The sequence below is a fragment of the Sphingomonas panni genome (assembly GCF_022664435.1).
GTDB classification, from domain to species: domain Bacteria; phylum Pseudomonadota; class Alphaproteobacteria; order Sphingomonadales; family Sphingomonadaceae; genus Sphingomonas; species Sphingomonas panni.
Genome location: NZ_JAKREU010000005.1, coordinates 317,869 through 334,474 on the forward strand (window position 1 = coordinate 317,869; position 16,606 = coordinate 334,474).

Sequence of the window (16,606 nt, forward strand, 5' to 3'; positions counted from 1 at the left end):
GTTCAGCATTTGTCGACAATTTATCGACGATTCGCTTGTGACGGGAGATGGGCATGGCGGGATGGTCATTCTGGATCGATCGGGGCGGCACCTTCACCGATATCGTCGCCCGCGCGCCCGACGGATCGCTGCAGACCGCCAAGCTGCTCAGCGAAAACCCGGAACGCTATGCCGATGCGGCGATCGCCGGCATCCGCCGCATCCTGGACGTGGCGGACGACGCACCGCTGCCGACCGGGCGGATCGCGGCGGTGAAGATGGGGACGACCGTCGCGACCAACGCCCTGCTGGAGCGCAAGGGCGCGCGCACGCTGCTGGTGGTGGATCGCGGCTTTGCCGACCTGCTGGCGATCGGGGACCAGACCCGGCCGAAACTGTTCGATCTGGCGATCCGCCGCCCCGCCCCGCTTTATAAAGACGTGCTCGAGATCGGCGGGCGGATCGATCGCGACGGCGGGCAGGTCGCACCGCTGGACGATGCCGAGACGCTTGCCCTGCTGACCGCCAAGCGCGCCGAGGGGTTCGAGGCGGTGGCGATCGCGCTCACCCATAGCTGGGCGCATGGCACGACCGAGGCGCGGGTCGCTGCACTCGCCACCCAGGCGGGTTTCGCACAGGTCTCGGCCAGCCACGCGGTCAGCCCGTTGATCGGCCTGGTCGCGCGCGGGCGGACGACGGTGGTCGATGCCTATCTGTCGCCGGTGCTGCGCCGCTATGTCGACCAGGTCGCCAGCGCGCTGGGTACGGTCCCGTTGCAGTTCATGCAGTCGAGCGGCGGGCTTGCCGATGCGCGGGCGTTTCAGGGTAAGGATGCGATCCTGTCCGGCCCGGCCGGCGGGGTCGTCGCCGCCGCGCGGACGGCGGAAGCGGCCGGGTTCTACCGGGTCATCGGGTTCGACATGGGCGGGACTTCCACCGACGTCGCGCTCTATGCCGGCCGGTTCGAACGCGTGCTGGACGCCGAGGTCGCGGGCGTCGAGATGCGCGTGCCGATGATGGCGATCGAAACGGTCGCGGCCGGCGGTGGCTCGATCCTGCATTACGACGGGTCGCGGTTCCGCGTCGGCCCCGACAGTGCGGGTGCCGATCCCGGACCCGCCTGTTACCGACGCGGCGGGCCGCTGACGGTGACCGACGCCAATGTGCTGGTCGGCAAGGTCCAGCCCGCCTGTTTCCCGGCGGTGTTCGGCGCAGGGGGCAACGAACCGCTCGATATCGATGCGACCCGGCGGGGCTTTGCCGATCTGGCCACCCGGGTCGGCGTCGACGACCCGCGCAAGGTCGCCGAGGGGTTTTTGGACGTCGCGGTCGCGCAGATGGCGGCGGCGATCAAGCGCGTCGCGCTCGAACAGGGGGAGGACGTCGCCACCTTTGCGCTGCAATGTTTCGGCGGTGCCGGCGGCCAACATGCCTGTCGCGTCGCCGAGGTGCTGGGGATGCGCACCGTGCTGATCCATCCCCTTGCGGGGGTGCTGTCGGCCTATGGCATGGGGCTGGCCGACAAGGTGGCGATCCGCCAGCGCTCGGTCGAGCGGCCGCTGGGCACGGCGCTGGACGAGATCGTCGCCGCGCTGGGCGACGAGGCTGCGGCGGAAGTCGGCGGCGACGCGCGGCGCGTGGCGACGGTCAACCTGCGCTATGCCGGCACCGATACCGCGCTGGCGGTCGATCGGGCAGACGCCGACGCGATGCGATCCGCGTTCGAGGACGCCCATCGTGCGCGGTTCGGCTTCATCAGCCCGGATCGCGCCATCGTCATCGAAAGCGTGGTGGTGGAGGCGATCGTCGCCGGCGAGCCGGTCGCACCCGCCCCGCTTCCGCCCCGCGCCGGTGGCCTGCCCCCGCCCATCGACCATGGTATCGTGTGGACGGGCGGAGCGGAGCATCGCACGCCGGTCCATGACCGTGCCACGCTGCGGCCCGGCGACCGGATCGCCGGACCGGCACTGATCCGGGAGGCGATCGCGACGACGATGGTCGAGCCGGACTGGACGGTCACGGTGGGCGAAGGCGGTGAACTCGTCCTGCGGCACGACGGCATTGGCGCACGCGACGCCCTCGATCCGGCGACGGCCGATCCGGTGCAACTCGAACTGTTCAACACGCGGTTCATGGGAATTGCCGAGCGGATGGGCGTGGTGCTGCGCAATACCGCCAGCAGCGTGAACATGAAGGAACGGCTCGACTTTTCCTGTGCCTTGTTCGACGCGCAGGGGCGGCTGGTCGCCAACGCACCGCATGTGCCGGTGCATCTGGGCGCAATGGGCGAAAGCGTGCGGACCATCATCGCCAGCCGGGGGGCGACGCTGAAGCCCGGCGATGTCGTCGCGCTGAACAATCCGTTCAACGGCGGCACGCACCTGCCCGACGTGACCGTGATCGCGCCGGTCTTCGACCAAGGGGGACACAAGATCCGCTTCTTCGTCGCCAATCGCGGCCATCATGCCGATATCGGCGGCCTGACCCCCGGATCGACCCCGCCGACCTCACGCACGCTGGAGGAGGAAGGCGTGGTGATCGACGACTTCCTGCTGGTCGATGGCGGCGAGCTGCGCGAGGACGCGTTCCGTGCGCTGCTGTCCGATGCGCGCTATCCGGCGCGCAGCCCCGATACCAATGTCGCCGATATCAAGGCGCAACTGGCCGCCAATGCGACCGGCATCGCCGAACTGACCGCGCTGGTCGACGCCAGCGGATGGGACGTCGTCGCGGCGTATATGGGGCACGTCATGGCCCATGCGGAGGAAAGCATCCGCCGTGTGCTGACCTGCCTGTCGGACGGCGCGTTCGACTATGCGATGGACGACGGCACCCCGCTGAAGGTCCGCGTGACGATCGACCGGACGGCGCGCGCGGCGACCATCGACTTCAGCGGCACCGGCGCGGCCAGTAGCGGCAATTTCAACGCGCCGCCCGCCGTCACGCGCGCGGTCGTCCTCTACGCCTTTCGCTGTCTGGTCGGCGAAGACCTGCCGCTCAACGAAGGATGCCTCGCGCCGCTATCGATCATCATTCCCGATGGATCGTTCCTGGCACCGAAGCCGGGCCATGCCGTCGTCGCGGGCAATACCGAGGTCAGCCAGGCGGTCTGCAACGCACTGCTCGGCGCGCTGGGAGCTTGTGCCGCGGCGCAGGGGACCATGAACAATTTCCTGTTCGGCAACAACCGCTATCAATATTACGAGACGATCTGCGGCGGGACCGGTGCCGGCCCTCACTTTGCCGGCACCGCCGCCGTCCACAGCCACATGACGAACACGCGGATCACCGATCCCGAAATCCTCGAACATCGCTATCCGGTCCGGCTTGACCGCTTCGCGATCCGGCGCGGATCGGGCGGGAGCGGCCGGCAATCGGGCGGCGACGGTGTGATCCGGGCGGTAACCGCGCTGGAGCCGATGACCGCCACCATCGTCGCGTCGCGCCGCGCGATCGCCCCGTTCGGGCTGGCAGGCGGCGGCGACGGCAGGGTCGGCACCCAGCGGGTCGAGCGTCACGACGGCAGCGTCCAACCGCTCGCCGGGGTCGATCAGGTAGAGCTGCGGCCCGGCGATCGCTTCGTCATCGAAACGCCGGGCGGTGGAGGCTATGGCGCGCCCTGACGCGCGGCCGTCACAGCAGGTCGGCGCAAGCGTCCCGCTCGGGCCGCCACTCGATCCCGCGCTCGCTCAGCCAGTCGTCGTCATAATAGGTGCAGCCATAGCGCTCACCCCCGTCGCATAGCAGTGTGACGATACTGCCGGCCTTCCTCGCCGCCGTCATCTCGTCCGCCAACGTAAAGCAGGCGGCCAAGTTGGTGCCGGTCGAACCGCCGACCCGCCGCCCCAGTCGCTGCGACAGCGCGCGCATCGCGCCGATCGACGCGGCATCCTCGACAGCGATCATCCGGTCGATGACGATCGGTACGAAGCTCGGCTCGACGCGCGGGCGGCCGATCCCCTCGATACGGCTGGCGCATCCCTCGGGCAACGTCGTGACGGCCGGATCGGCATAGTGACGGTGAAAGACCGAATGGACCGGATCGGCGACGCACAGCCGGGTCGGATGCCGCTGATAGCGCAGATAGCGACCGATCGTCGCCGACGTGCCGCCGGTCCCGGCGCCGCACACGATCCATGTCGGGATCGGATGCTCCTCGCGCGCCATCTGCGCAAAGATCGCCTCGGCGATATTGTTGTTGCCGCGCCAGTCGGTCGCGCGTTCGGCATTGGTGAACTGGTCGAGATAATGGCCGCCGGTTTCGACGGCCAGCCGCTGTGCGACGGCATAGACCGTGCGCGGATCGTCGACCGCATGGATTTCGCCGCCATGAAAGCGGATCGCGTCGATCTTGGGCGCGGCGGTCGCGGCCGGCACCACCGCGATGAAGCGCAGGCCCAGCATCCGCGCGAAATAGGCCTCGCTGACCGCGGTCGAACCGGACGACGCCTCAATCACGCAGGTATCGGGCCCGATCCAGCCATTGCATAGCGCATAGAGGAACAGCGACCGGGCCAGCCGGTGCTTCAGGCTGCCGGTCGGGTGGCTGCTTTCGTCCTTCAGGTACAATGCGACGCCCGGATGACGCGGCAGCGCGACGGGCACGAGATGCGTGTCGGCCGAGCGGTTGTAATCGGCCTCGATCGACCGAACCGCCTCCGCCCGCCATGCGCGGATGTGATCCATCAGACCAGCCCGTGCCGGACGAGCAGCGGCGCAAGATCGGCATCGCGACCGCGAAACGCGCGGAAGCTTTCGGCGGCGGGACGGGTCGCGCCCCGCGACAGCACTTCGGCGCGGAACGCGTCGCCCGTCACTCGATCGACGATACCGGCCTCCGCAAACTTGCCGAAGGCGTCGGCGGCCAGCACCTCCGCCCATAAATAGCTGTAATAGCCCGACGCATAGTTCATTGCGAAGATATGCAGGAAGGCGTGGGGGAAGCGGTGCCATGCCGGCGGATGGATCACCGCAACCTCCGCGCGCACTGCCTCGATCACCGCCACAGGATCGTCGCCCAGCGTACCCAGATGGAGCAGCAGGTCGAACAGCGCGAATTCGATCTGCCGCACCAGCGCCATGCCCGCCTGGAAATGGCGTGCGGCCAGCATCGGGTCGAACAGTTGCGTCGGCAGCGGCGCGCCGGTGACATGATGGCCCGACATGCCGGTCAGCACGTCCCGATCCCAGGCGAAGTCCTCCATCAACTGGCTCGGCAGTTCGATGGCGTCCCATTCCACCCCGGACGTGCCGGCGATGCTGGGCCGGTCGACCTCGGTGAACAGCAGGTGCAGACAGTGCCCGGTTTCGTGCAGCAGCGTCACGACCTCGCGATGCGACAGCAGTGCCGGGGCATCGGCGCTGGCGGGGGAGAAATTGCACGTCAGATAGGCGACCGGCACCCGCACGGCGTTGCCGTCGTCCAACCGCGGCCGAGCAGCCGCCATCCAGGCCCCGCCCCGCTTGCCCGGCCGCGCATGGAGGTCGATGTACAGGCCCGCGAACACGCGGCCATCGGCGTCGACCGCATCGAAATAGCTGCTGTCGGGATGGGCGAGCGCCACGTCGTCGCGCCGGACGAAGCGAATGCCGTAGAGCCGCTCGACCAGGTCGTGCCACCCGGCAAGGACGCGATCGACCGGGAAATACGCCCGCACCTCCGCTTCGTCGATGGCGTGCCGGCGGGTGCGCAACCGGTCGGACGCAAAGCCGACGTCCCAGGGTTGCAGCTCGCCCAGCCCCAGTTCGGTGGCGGCGAAGTTGCGGAGCGTCGCCATTTCCGCTTCGGCGAACGGACGCGCGCGGGCGGCGAGATCGCGCAGGAACGCCAGCACCTCGCCCGCATTCGGGGCCATCTTGGTCGCCAGTGACCATTCGACGGGATCGCCGAACCCCAGCAGCTTCGCCCCTTCGCGGCGCAGAGCGACGATGTGCCCGATCCGCTCGCTATTGTCGAACTGCCCGGCATGGGGGCCCTGGTCGGACGCGCGGGTATTGGCGGCGGTGTAGACCCGCTCGCGCAGTCCCCGATCCTCGGCAAAGGTCAGTACGGCACCGACGCTCGGCTGCTGCAATGTGACCAGCCAGCCGTCCAGTCCGCGCGCACGGGCGGCGGCGGCTAACATGGCCTTGTCGCGGCTCGACAGGCCGGCGAGCGTCGCCTCGTCGGTCACCTGTTCGCTCCACGCCTCCGTCGCGTCCAGGACGGCGCTGGCAAAGGCGTTGGACAGCGCGGCGAGTTCGACCGAGATTTCGGCGAAGCGCGCCCGCGCCTCGGGCGGCAGCGCGACCCCGGCAAGCGCCGCGTTGCGCAGCGCCTGTTTAACCGCCACGCGGTCCGCCGACGGCAGGGTGGCGAATTCGGGAGCGGCGGCGAGCCTTTCATACAGGCCGTGCAGCGCATCGTTCTGCTGGATGCGCATATTGGCTTCGACCAGTTGCGCCTGCCCGGCGGCATGGGCCGCGCGCAGCGCGGGCGTGTCCGCCACCGCCTGTAGATGCGAGACCGCCGACCACAGCGCGTCGACCGCCACGTCGCTCCGCTCCAGCGGCAGCCACGTATCGGCAAAGCCGGTGGGGCCGGTACGGATCAGATGCTCGACGGTCGCATCCCGCTCGGCGATGACCGCGGCGACGGCGGGTCCGACCGCGTCCGGCGTAATGGCGGCGAAGGGCGGCAGCGTGGTCGCGTCCGCAAGGCTATGGGGCATGACGGCTCCTGCAAAAATTCCGGGGGATCAGGCGCTGGCCGCGGCCAGCTGGGTCAGCACCATGTCCGGCACCGATTGCGCGCGCGCGATATGGCGGGCGTTCGACCGCGCCAGCTGCGCCTCGAACGCGGCGGCAAGCGTGGGCGCACGGACACGGAACCGCGCGGGGATATCCACCGGTTCGCCCGCATCGCGCTGCGGCTGGGTTTCGCGGTAGATTTCTTCCAACACGATGTGCGCACGGTCGCGCACCGCTTCACCGAATTCCGGGTCGGGGCGGCGATTGACGTCCCTGATCCAGAGCGAGAACAAGGTGGGAATCACCGAACTGCTGGTCGCCAGCGGCCAGCAGGCGGTGGCACAGGCCGTCAACGCGGTCCGCGCGTCGCTCGCCACCGGTGCCGCCTCGACCGCCTGCTCGATCCGGGCGCGCAAGGCGGTCCAGTCGCGCCGGGCGGGCGGCGTGGCCGATCGTTCCGCGCGGTGAAGCCCGCGGAGTTCCGCGCGAAAGGGGACGGCCAGCCGGTCGGCGTACATGGCGTCGAGCAGTTGCTCGACGATCCGTTCCGGCACCATCGACAGGTCGGCCCCCACCGCCACCATATCGACCCATGCCAGCGCCACATCGGCCGCACGATCGGGATCGGCATAGGCGGTCATCGGATCGAGCAGCCCGGCCAGCGCGAGCGGATAGCCGAACCGCGCGGCATAATCGGCGCTGTCGCCGCCCTGCGTCGATACGCCCAGCGGCGTCCCCCCCTGCCCGTCCCATGCGGTCGCGCCGAAGCGCAAGGTTCCGTTCGCCGCATGGGTCTCCAGCCGGTCGCGCAGGGCCGACTTGACCGAACCGTCCCCTCCGAACGCGATGGTCACAGATGATCCTCGATCCAGGCGGTCAACTGCGCCCGCGAGCGGAGGCCGACGATCCGGTCGACCTCCGCCCCGTCGCGGTACAGCGCCAGCGTCGGCACCGATCGTACCGCGAAGCGCGCACCGAGCGTCGTGTCGGCCGCGACATCGGCCTTGCAGATGCGGACCTCGCCGTCGAAATCCTGCGCCAGATCGTCGAGGATCGGGGCGAGCGCCGCGCAGGGCGCACAGCCGGGCGACCACAGGTCGAACAGGGTCGTCCCATGCTGCGCGGTGACGTCCGCGAAATCCATGCCGGTGACGTCGGTAACCTTGCGAGCCATTGCTGTCATGATCCTTTGCGGCGCTATCCAAGCGCCGTCCGGGCGCGGACTCAGCCGCGCCCCCTGGGGTTCTCGATGGTCGCGGCGTGGGCCTGACCATCGGCGAAGGTGAGGATGTGGGTGTGATGCGCCAGCAGCGTTTCGTCATGGATGACGCTGATGATCGTCGCCTGCGGCAATTCGCGGGCTACGCTGTCGTAGAAATGCCGGGCATTGTCGGCGTCGAGCGCGCTGGTCGCCTCGTCGAGGACCACGACATCGGGACGATGAAGCAGGACTCGCGCCAGCGCGATGCGCTGCTGCTCGCCGGGCGACAGTTCCTCCTGCCACAGCCGCAGGGCATGAATTTCGTCGGCGAGCGTTTCCAGCCGCACGCGGCGGAGCAGCGCCTGAATCACACGGTCGTCATGCGCCTCCGGCCGATCGGGGAAGCAGACCGCCGCCTTCAGCGTGCCGAGCGGAAGGTAGAGCCGCTGCGGCACGAACATCGCCCGGCTGTCGTTCGCCAGCGTGATCCGCCCATGGCCGTCGGGCCACAGACCGGCGAGTGCGCGAACCAGGGTCGACTTGCCGGTGCCCGAAGCGCCGCGCAGCGCCCAGCGCTCGCCTGCACGGACCGACCAGTCGCCGACCGTCACCATCGGTTCGCCATGCGGCCGGTGGAGCGCCAGCGCTTCGGTCGCCAGGACGACACCGGGTGCCGTACCCGCGCCGACCGCGATTCCCGCCGGCCGTGCCTCGTCCAGGGCGTCGTCCAGCCCCTTGATACGATTGAAATAGCTGACCTGCTGACCGATCAGCTGATAGCTTTTGACGAAATAGCCGAGCTGCATTCCCAGCTGGGCGAAGGCGTCGCGTCCGGCCATCAACTGGCCGAAGGACATGCCCCCGGCGAAATAGGTCGGCACCATCAGGAACAGCGGCACCACCGTGCCCAATCGGTCATAGACGCTGCCCGCCGCCGTCAGGCCGAGCGAACTGTAGATCACCGAGCGGAAATTCAGGCGCACCGCGTCGAACGACTGTTCCATCGCCTGCCGTTCGGTCGCGACCGCGCCGGCCAGCCCGATCTGCGCGGCGTTGCGGCGGACGTGGATCAGCCCGGCGCGGAAATCCGCCTCGCGGTGCTGCTGGCGCATCATCGCGCGGACGAAGGGCTGGCCGATCTTGGCGGTCAGGTACGACCCGATCAGCGCATAGGCCACCGCATACCACACGGTGCTGCCGGGAATGGAGACCGCCGTGCCGCCCAGCGAGAACCGGATCGGCGGCGCGGTTTCCAGCAGGATCATCGCGAAGGTGACACCCGATGCGATCGACCCGATCAGCCGCAGCACGATGTGCAGCGCGCCGATCGACATGCCGACGGCGGCGGTGATGTTGTTCAGGTCGTCGGCGATACGCTGGTCGGGATTGTCGATGATCCGCAGCCGTTCGATCTCGGCATAGCGATTGCGCGTCATCCAGCGGTCGAGATAGTCGCGGGTCAGGAACGTCCGCCACCGGATCGACAACAGGCCGTCGATCAGGTTTTCGGCAAGGATCATCGCGACCTGCATCGCCATGATCGCAAGGAACACGAGCATCAGCGGCACCAGCTGCCCGGAATCGCGCTGCTCGATCGCGTCGAAGAACTGCCGCTGCCACTGATTGGTGCGCAGCAGGATGAAGGCGGTGCCAAACTGGAAGAACAGCAGCGTTATCAGCGCGAACCACGCGAACTTCCAGTCGGACGACCGCCAATAGCCGCTGACCAGCCGCCAGGCGTCGGCCCACCGGGCGGTGGCGGCCTGGGATGGAGCAAGGCCCGTCTCGCGACGGACCTCCCCGCTTTGCGTCGGTTGCGGCATCATTGGCGGTCAATCCCCGATCAGAAGAAGCGATAGCCGACGGTAAACCGCCACGTGCGCGGCTCGCCAAGCGGAACATAGCTGGTCGCGCGGGTCGGGTTGTAGTTTTCGCGGTCGAACAGGTTGCGGACACCGATGTTGATGTCGAGCCGCCCGACCGACAGGAACCCGTTCAGATTTGCCTGAAGCGCCGCCGGGATCGTGTAGAGGCCAACACTATCGATGTACGAACTCGACCGCCCGGTAAGCCCGGCACCCAGTCCCGCCTTCGTACCCTCGCCGATACGATGCAGGTAGGAGGCATAGAGATTGTAGATGTCGCGCGGTTGGGCGGCGACGACGAAGCCGATGTTCGCCGTCTTCGTGAGAAAGCGATAATCGGTGCGGGTGAACGCGCCTGATACGGTCAGCCCGGGCAGCGGTTCACCGCTGACGTTCAGGTCGATCCCGCGTCCCAATTGCCCGGGAACGGCGACCCGGAACTGACGGTTCACCGGATCGCGATCGAACAGCACGTTCTGGCGAATGCTGAACCATGACGCGTTGATGAGCATCCGCTTGTTGAAGAGGTCCCATTTCACGCCGGTTTCGGCGTTGCGGGTTTCGATATCGGGCAGCCGGTTCCCCAGCCGCTCGAACTCGAACGTCGGCTGATATCCATAGGCCAGCGTGCCGAAGACCGAGAGATTGTCGGTGATGTCAACCACCGCCCCGTAATTCGGCGTCGTCGCGCCAAGGTCCGATGAAGAGGTGCTGGGCCTGCGCCCGGTAATGACGCCCTTCGTCTTCAACTGGTTGTGCCGAATGCCTGCCGACAGGTGGATCGGACCGAAGCCGACGAGATACTGCCCGTAATAGCCGGTCTGGATCGAATTGATGGTGCCCGTCTCGTTACCGAACTTTACCGCCAGCGCGGGAAGCCTGGCACCGGTCAGGAAATTATACGGGAACATCGACCCATCATCGGCATACAGCCCCTTGACGGCAGTGTCGGTGCGCGTGATCCCGGCGACCAGCTTGTGGGTGATGCCCGCGGTTTCGAGCGCGATGCGGGCATAGCTGTCGATGGCATCGCTCTTCGAGGTCTGCCGCACGCCGCTCGTCGACAGCAGCAGCAGCCCATTGTTGTTGAGTACGGCGAACGGCGAATATTGCGCCAGTGCGAAGCTGGTATCCTGATGCTGCACACGGGCGACGACCGACAGCCATTCGGTCAGCTTCTGCGTAAGCTCGCCGTTGAACTGGGTGTTGACGGTCTGCACCCCCTGGTCCGCATCGCCGACCAGACGACGCCCCTGGGGCAACTGGAACGGCTGCTTCGTCGTGGTGTTGAACAGCGTATAGGGCACCATGCCGAACAGCTGGTTGCTGAGCGTCGCCGACACGATGATGTCGGTCACCGCGTTCTTGTAGCGCAGCGAGGGCGCGAACAGATAATCCTCGTCACCGCGATAGCCGCCGAAGTTGCGGTTGGCGGTCGCCGCCGTGGCGATGATGCGGGCGCTGAAGCGATCGTCCTTCGAAATCGCGCGATTGGCGTCGATCGTCCCGCGGATCAGCCCGAACGACCCGGTATCGGCCGTCACGTACAGCCGCTCTTCGGCATTCGGCTTCTTGGTGACGATGTTGATCGTGCCGCCCAGATTGTCGCCGCCCAGCAGGATCGCATCGGGGCCTTTCAGCACCTCGATCCGTTCGATATTGGCCAGCGACTGGGTGGTACCCGCCGCGAAGTTGGAATTGGAGGCGGACGGCAGGCCGTTGACCGCGCCCTGCGCCACGAAGCCACGGACCGAATAGCCGACGCCGCCCTGCACGGTCGCGGTGTTTACCACCAGCCCGCCGGCATTGGCCAGCGCCTCCGTCATCGTCTGCGCCTGTTGCTGCTGCAGCAGCTTGGCGGAGATTACCTGGGTGTTGCGCGCCTGGTCGCGCAGCGACTGGCCTAGCCGCGACGAACTGGTCGCGCCGCGCACCAATATGTTCAGTTCCGCTTCGTTCGGACGCGCGGTGACGACGATGTCGTTGACGATGCTGATGACGCCCGCGTCATCGACGCTGACCGCGACCGGCAGGCCACGGGTGGCCTGCGCCACCGCTTCGCGTTCCGATTGCGCGTTCATGACCGGGCGCGCGGTGATGCCCCGCACCGCGTCCGGGTCGATGTTCATCGGTGCGCCCCATTCGGCCGCGATCCGCTGCAACGCTTCGCTGAGCGGCAGCGCGGGCTGCGAATGACTCTTTGCCTGTGCCTGTGCGACCCCCGGTGCGCAGGCGGCGAGCGCCAGCAGACTCGCAGCGACGACGTGACGTGAACGCATGGTTTTCCCTTCCCCTTTTGTGATGTCCGTGCCCTGCCCGGCCGCCTTTTTGACGTACCGGCACGGACGATTTCAGCGATCCGGCCTGACCACCACCGGTGTGCCGAGCTTCAGATTCGCGAACTGATCGCGGATGGCCTGCCAGTCGCCGACCAGCACCCAATGGACCTTGTCCGGGTCGGCCAGCTGTCCGGCGGCGGCGCGGAGCTGCTCCAGCGTCAGCGCGCCCAGCCGGGTCGGCTGCCGCACGAGATCGTCATGGGGCAGCCCGTCCGACCGCGCGTCGGCCATCGCCTGCAGTATCTCGCCATCGCCCTCCAGCTGCGCCGCATTCTGATTGGCGGCGGCGGAGGCGACCCGGTCGAGTTCCGCCTGCTGCGGCAGGCGGTCGCCGGTCAGCCCACGCATTTCCCGGATCAGTTCGGCGACCGAATCCCCGCTGTGATCGCGTTCAACCGAACCGGCTAGGATCCAGCGCCGTTCACCGCGCGTGTCGTACAGCCCCGACCCGATGCCATAGGTCCAGCCCTTGTCCACGCGCAGGTTGCTGGCGATCCGGGCGGTCGAGTTGCCGCCATAGATTTCGTTCGCCGCCCATCCCGCCGTTGCCGCAACACTGTCGGGACGATCGGTCGGCGGCAGGACCCTGCCCGCCATGATGAAGGTCTGCGTCGCGCCGGGCTTGTCGATGACGGTCAGCGACGGCGTGGCCGTACCACGCGCTGGCGGGATGACCGCCGCCGGTGCGGCCGGTCCCGTCGCCCGCCAACCCGCCAGCGCCTGTTCCAGCATCGGCTTCAGCGTCGCCATGGTCGTGTCGGCCGCGACGTACAGCGTCGCGCGGTCGGGGCGGACATGGCCGCGCATCCATTCGTTGAGCTTCGCCGGGTCGATCGCGTTCAATGCCGCGATATCCGCATCCGGCGACCGCGCCAGCGCATAGGGGTGACCCGCGCCGTACATCGCATCGTACAGCGCGCGTTCCGCCAGCCGGTGACCGTTGGACTTCTGCGCGGACAGCAGGTCGACGCCCGCCCGTTTCAGCCCGGCGACGCTATCGGCGGTCACGGCGGGCCGCGTCAGCACGTCGCCCAGCAGCGCGATACCCGCCGCCCGCTTGCCGGCGTCCCAACCGGCCAGGAAATCGGCATGGTCGTTGTCGACGGTCTGGCGAAGCCAGCCGCCCAGCGCCTCCGCCCGTTCGGCGCGGGCGCGCTGGTCCGGCGTCGTGCCCTTCCCCGTCAGCAGATCGAACGCGATCGGCGCGATCAGGCGTGACGGCCCCGCCAGCCCGGCATCGTCGAACCGCAGCCGCACGACATCGGTCATCGCGCCCGGCCGGGGGACCAGCACGACCTTCAACCCGTTCGACAGTTGCGCCTGTTCCACTGCCGGAAATACGATCGGTGCCAGCGCGCCCATCGGCGGCGGCCCCTGCGTCAGGGCGTAACCGCCGGTCGTTGAACGCAATTGCGGCCGGGGCTGCGCGATCAGGCGATAGCCGGGGCCGCCATAGACCGGCGCCACCGCCTTGCGCACGCTGTCCGGCGTGGCGCTGCGCAGTTCGCGCAGATAGGTTTCGGCATAGTTCGGATCGGCCGTCTGCCCGGCGGTGCGCGCCTGCAGGAACGCCTTGCCCGCGGTACTGGTCTGCAGCCCCATCAGATACTGGATGCGCGCCGCCCGGGCCGCTTCCAGTTCGGCCGGCGTCGGCCCCCGTGCGACATAGTCGGCCAGGACCGCATCGATCTCCGCCTCGGCCCGCGCCATCTGGTCCGCCGGGATGCCGTCGACGACGAAGCCCATCCGGCTCGACAGACGCCCTTCGTCGAACGTGACGAAGGCGGCGGTGGCGATACCCAGTTCCTCGATCAGCCGGCGGTTCAGGCGCGATCGCGTGCCGGCCGCCATGATCTGCGCGGTCAGGTCGAACGACGCGATCTCCGGCGACCCCTGTGGCGGGGCGATATAGGTGGCATAGATTCGTCCCTTGGGCACCGCGCGATAGACTTCGCGCCGCACCGGGCCGGATAGCGGGATGCTGCGCGTCAGCAGCCGGTCGAGCGGCAGGCGCGGGGCAAGGCCGCCGAAGTATTTTTCCACCAGCGACCGGACCGCTTCGCCGGTGACGTCGCCCGCCAGGATCAGCGTGACGTTGGAGGGGCCGTAATAGGTGTCGAACCATTGCCGCGCCGTATCGACGGTCACCGCGTTCAGATCGGCTTCCTCGCCGATCGTGCTATGGTGATAAGGGTGATCGGCGGGATAGAGGTCGGCAAAGGTGATCGCGTCGGTCGTGCCATCGGGCTGCGCGGCACGCTGCCGCTTTTCGTTCAGCACGACGCCGACCTCGCGCTTGATCCGCTCGGCGGTCAGCGCGCCGCCGATATAGCCCATCCGGTCGGCTTCGAGGAACAGCACCCGCTCCAGCGCGGCGCTCGGGAAGGTTTCGTAGAAGCGGGTGACGTCCTGGTTGGTGGCCGCGTTGAAGTCCGATGCGCCGAGGTCGCGCAGCGAGTTGAACGAATGCTGGTTCCAATGCTCGCTGCCGTCGAGCATCAGATGCTCGAACAGATGGGCATAGCCGTGCTGCCCCGGCTTCTCGTCCTTCGACCCGACATTGTAGACCAGCGTCGCGGTAACGAGCGGCACGCGCCGGTTGGTCTGGACGACGACCTTCAGCCCGTTGGCCAGCGTGAATCGCGTCACCGGATCGGTGATAGCCGGCCGTGCCGCCGGCGCAGCCTTCGCCGCCGGCTTCGTCGCAGGCGGTCGCTGGGCCGATGCAGGGGCCGCGATCATTCCACCCATGGAGGCGGCGATCAGCGCAACAAACGGAAAGGATGTAGCCATCCGCCGACATTACCGGTTGCTTGCGAATTTGCTTCAGGCCAAAGTCACAAAAGATGACCAGCCTGTCCTACCTGAACGACAAGGACAATTTCGACGCGACGACCGACCCGGCCGCCACGGAGAGCAGCCAGGTCGAACGGATCGTCCGCGCCATCGCCGGCGGCATCGCCGAGGGGAAGCTGATCGCCGATCAGCGACTGCCCTCGATCCGCGCGATGGCGGCCGAACATCGCGTCAGCCGGGACACCGTACAGCGCGGCTATGACAAACTGGTTGCGGGCGGGCATCTTTATGCACGCCGGGGTGCCGGCTTCTATGTCGCGGCGGTGCCGATGCCGCCGGTCCGCGACACGACGCCCCGCCCGACGGTCGACCTGGAACCGTTCCAGCTCATCCATACCAGCCTGCCGCCCGATCGTTGCCCCGGCAGCGGCGTGCTGTTGCACGATGACGGCTCGGTCGACGAGCTGCACCGCATCGTGAAGGGCGTGGTCGCGAGTGGCCAGCGGCTGGGCGGCTATGGCGATCCGGCCGGCTATCTGCCGCTGCGCCAGCAGCTGCAGAACAAGCTGCGCATCGAGGGGATCGACGCGCCGCTCCCCTCGATCCTGACCGTACCCGGCTGCGTGGCGGGACTGACCCTCGTCGTGCGTTCCTTCATCCGGCCGCGCTCGCTCGTGCTGGTCGAGGACCCGGCGTCGTTCATCCACACGACCGTGCTGTTGGCGCAGGGTGCGGAAATCATGCGCGTGCCGCGGGAGGCCGACGGCCCCGACCTCGACGTCCTGCGGCTGTTGTGCGAGCGTTACCGTCCGGCGATGTTTCTGATGACGTCCGTGCTGCACAATCCGACCGGCAGCTCGCTCTCGCTGCCCAAGGCCCGCAAACTGATCGAGATCGCGGCCGAATTCGACATGATGGTCGTCGACGATGCGAGCTATGCCGATCTGTCGCACCCCGCCGGCGCGCGGCCGGTCGTGCCGCTGGCGGTCCTCGACCAGCTGGATCATGTGATCCATGTCGGCGGATCGTCGCATATCCTCGCCCCCGATGTCGGGACCGGCTATGTCGTCGCGCACGAGCGGCGGATGGAATTGCTGCGGCTTTTCCGCCCGGCCCAGGGTCTCGGCAACATGCTGATCCAGGAACGCGTCCTCTACCGCCTGCTCAGCAACGGCCTGTATCGTCGGCGGTGCGAGCGGATCCGCGCCATGCTGGCCCAGCGCGCCACCGCTATCCGCCACGCCCTGGCCGAGGCGGGCTGCACCGTCGCCCCGGCAGGGGGCGGCCTGTTCCTCTGGGCCGATCTGGGGCAGGACAAGAGCGGAGTCGACGTGGCGCGGCGAATGCTGAAACACGGTTTCCTGACCGCACCGGGATCGCATTTCTCACCGCCCAAGACCGACAATTCGCATATGCGCTTCAACGTCACCACCACGACCCCGGCCGCACTCGCGGCCCTCGCCGCCTGCCTGTAGCGTCATCGCCATCATAGCCATCAATCGCCCGAATGAACTCTGATAGTTCGCTCCGTCCAACACGCGGGATATGCCGCGAGCGGGGCGTAAGGTTGGTAAGCGTGGTGTGGAGGCCGCAGATCATGCTGCTTGCGCAATTGGCTGATCTGCCGGCGGCATCCAGTTCCAGGGCATGAGTTCGTCCCATCGGCTGGCAGGCCAGTCTGCCGCGACTTTGGCGAT

9 protein-coding genes are annotated in these 16,606 nt (G+C 67.9%); 2 read left to right on the forward strand and 7 right to left on the reverse strand.

Going from position 1 to position 16,606, the window contains the following annotated elements; genetic code table 11:
* The first annotated feature begins 53 nt into the window (after window positions 1–53).
* Entirely contained in the window at window positions 54–3,602 is a 3,549-nt protein-coding gene (locus tag MF609_RS12190) for a hydantoinase B/oxoprolinase family protein (protein WP_242416582.1), read from the forward strand.
* Window positions 3,603–3,612: 10 nt separating this feature from the next.
* On the opposite strand, the gene MF609_RS12195 is transcribed toward MF609_RS12190, so the two are convergent.
* From MF609_RS12195 to MF609_RS12225, 7 genes are all read right to left on the reverse strand, one after another.
* A complete protein-coding gene (locus tag MF609_RS12195) occupies window positions 3,613–4,665 on the reverse strand; it encodes a PLP-dependent cysteine synthase family protein (RefSeq protein WP_242416583.1) in 1,053 nt (350 codons plus the stop codon).
* Complete coding sequence (locus MF609_RS12200) at window positions 4,665–6,689, reverse strand: M3 family metallopeptidase (RefSeq protein ID WP_242416584.1); 2,025 nt, start codon at window positions 6,687–6,689, stop codon at window positions 4,665–4,667. The genes MF609_RS12195 and MF609_RS12200 overlap by 1 nt, the downstream gene beginning before the upstream one ends.
* Window positions 6,690–6,716: 27 nt before the next feature.
* The gene (locus tag MF609_RS12205) at window positions 6,717–7,562 is read right to left on the reverse strand and encodes a hypothetical protein (protein ID WP_242416585.1); all 846 of its coding nucleotides are present in this window, start codon (window positions 7,560–7,562) and stop codon (window positions 6,717–6,719) included.
* Window positions 7,559–7,882, reverse strand: coding sequence for a thioredoxin family protein (locus MF609_RS12210; protein WP_242416586.1), 324 nt, complete (start codon window positions 7,880–7,882; stop codon window positions 7,559–7,561). The genes MF609_RS12205 and MF609_RS12210 overlap by 4 nt, the downstream gene beginning before the upstream one ends.
* A gap of 50 nt (window positions 7,883–7,932) precedes the next feature.
* A complete protein-coding gene (locus tag MF609_RS12215) occupies window positions 7,933–9,735 on the reverse strand; it encodes an ABC transporter ATP-binding protein/permease (RefSeq protein WP_242416587.1) in 1,803 nt (600 codons plus the stop codon).
* A 17-nt stretch (window positions 9,736–9,752) separates the two neighbouring features.
* Window positions 9,753–12,053 (reverse strand): TonB-dependent siderophore receptor, encoded by a 2,301-nt coding sequence (locus MF609_RS12220; protein ID WP_242416588.1) that lies wholly within the window; start codon window positions 12,051–12,053, stop codon window positions 9,753–9,755.
* A gap of 72 nt (window positions 12,054–12,125) precedes the next feature.
* On the reverse strand, window positions 12,126–14,864 hold the full coding sequence (locus MF609_RS12225; protein ID WP_242416589.1) for a M16 family metallopeptidase: 2,739 nt from the start codon (window positions 14,862–14,864) through the stop codon (window positions 12,126–12,128).
* A gap of 95 nt (window positions 14,865–14,959) precedes the next feature.
* Between MF609_RS12225 and MF609_RS12230 the strand changes: the two genes are divergently transcribed.
* Window positions 14,960–16,384 (forward strand): aminotransferase-like domain-containing protein, encoded by a 1,425-nt coding sequence (locus MF609_RS12230; protein ID WP_242416590.1) that lies wholly within the window; start codon window positions 14,960–14,962, stop codon window positions 16,382–16,384.
* Window positions 16,385–16,606 lie beyond the last annotated feature (222 nt).

Bases quoted from the DNA above. Each gene is read 5' to 3' on its own strand.
- MF609_RS12190 (WP_242416582.1), top strand. From the start codon at position 54: ATGGCGGGATGGTCATTCTGGATCGATCGGGGCGGCACCTTCACCGAT.
- MF609_RS12195 (WP_242416583.1), bottom strand. From the start codon at position 4,665: ATGGATCACATCCGCGCATGGCGGGCGGAGGCGGTTCGGTCGATCGAG.
- MF609_RS12200 (WP_242416584.1), bottom strand. From the start codon at position 6,689: ATGCCCCATAGCCTTGCGGACGCGACCACGCTGCCGCCCTTCGCCGCC.
- MF609_RS12210 (WP_242416586.1), bottom strand. From the start codon at position 7,882: ATGGCTCGCAAGGTTACCGACGTCACCGGCATGGATTTCGCGGACGTC.
- MF609_RS12215 (WP_242416587.1), bottom strand. From the start codon at position 9,735: ATGATGCCGCAACCGACGCAAAGCGGGGAGGTCCGTCGCGAGACGGGC.
- MF609_RS12220 (WP_242416588.1), bottom strand. From the start codon at position 12,053: ATGCGTTCACGTCACGTCGTCGCTGCGAGTCTGCTGGCGCTCGCCGCC.
- MF609_RS12225 (WP_242416589.1), bottom strand. From the start codon at position 14,864: ATGGGTGGAATGATCGCGGCCCCTGCATCGGCCCAGCGACCGCCTGCG.
- MF609_RS12230 (WP_242416590.1), top strand. From the start codon at position 14,960: ATGACCAGCCTGTCCTACCTGAACGACAAGGACAATTTCGACGCGACG.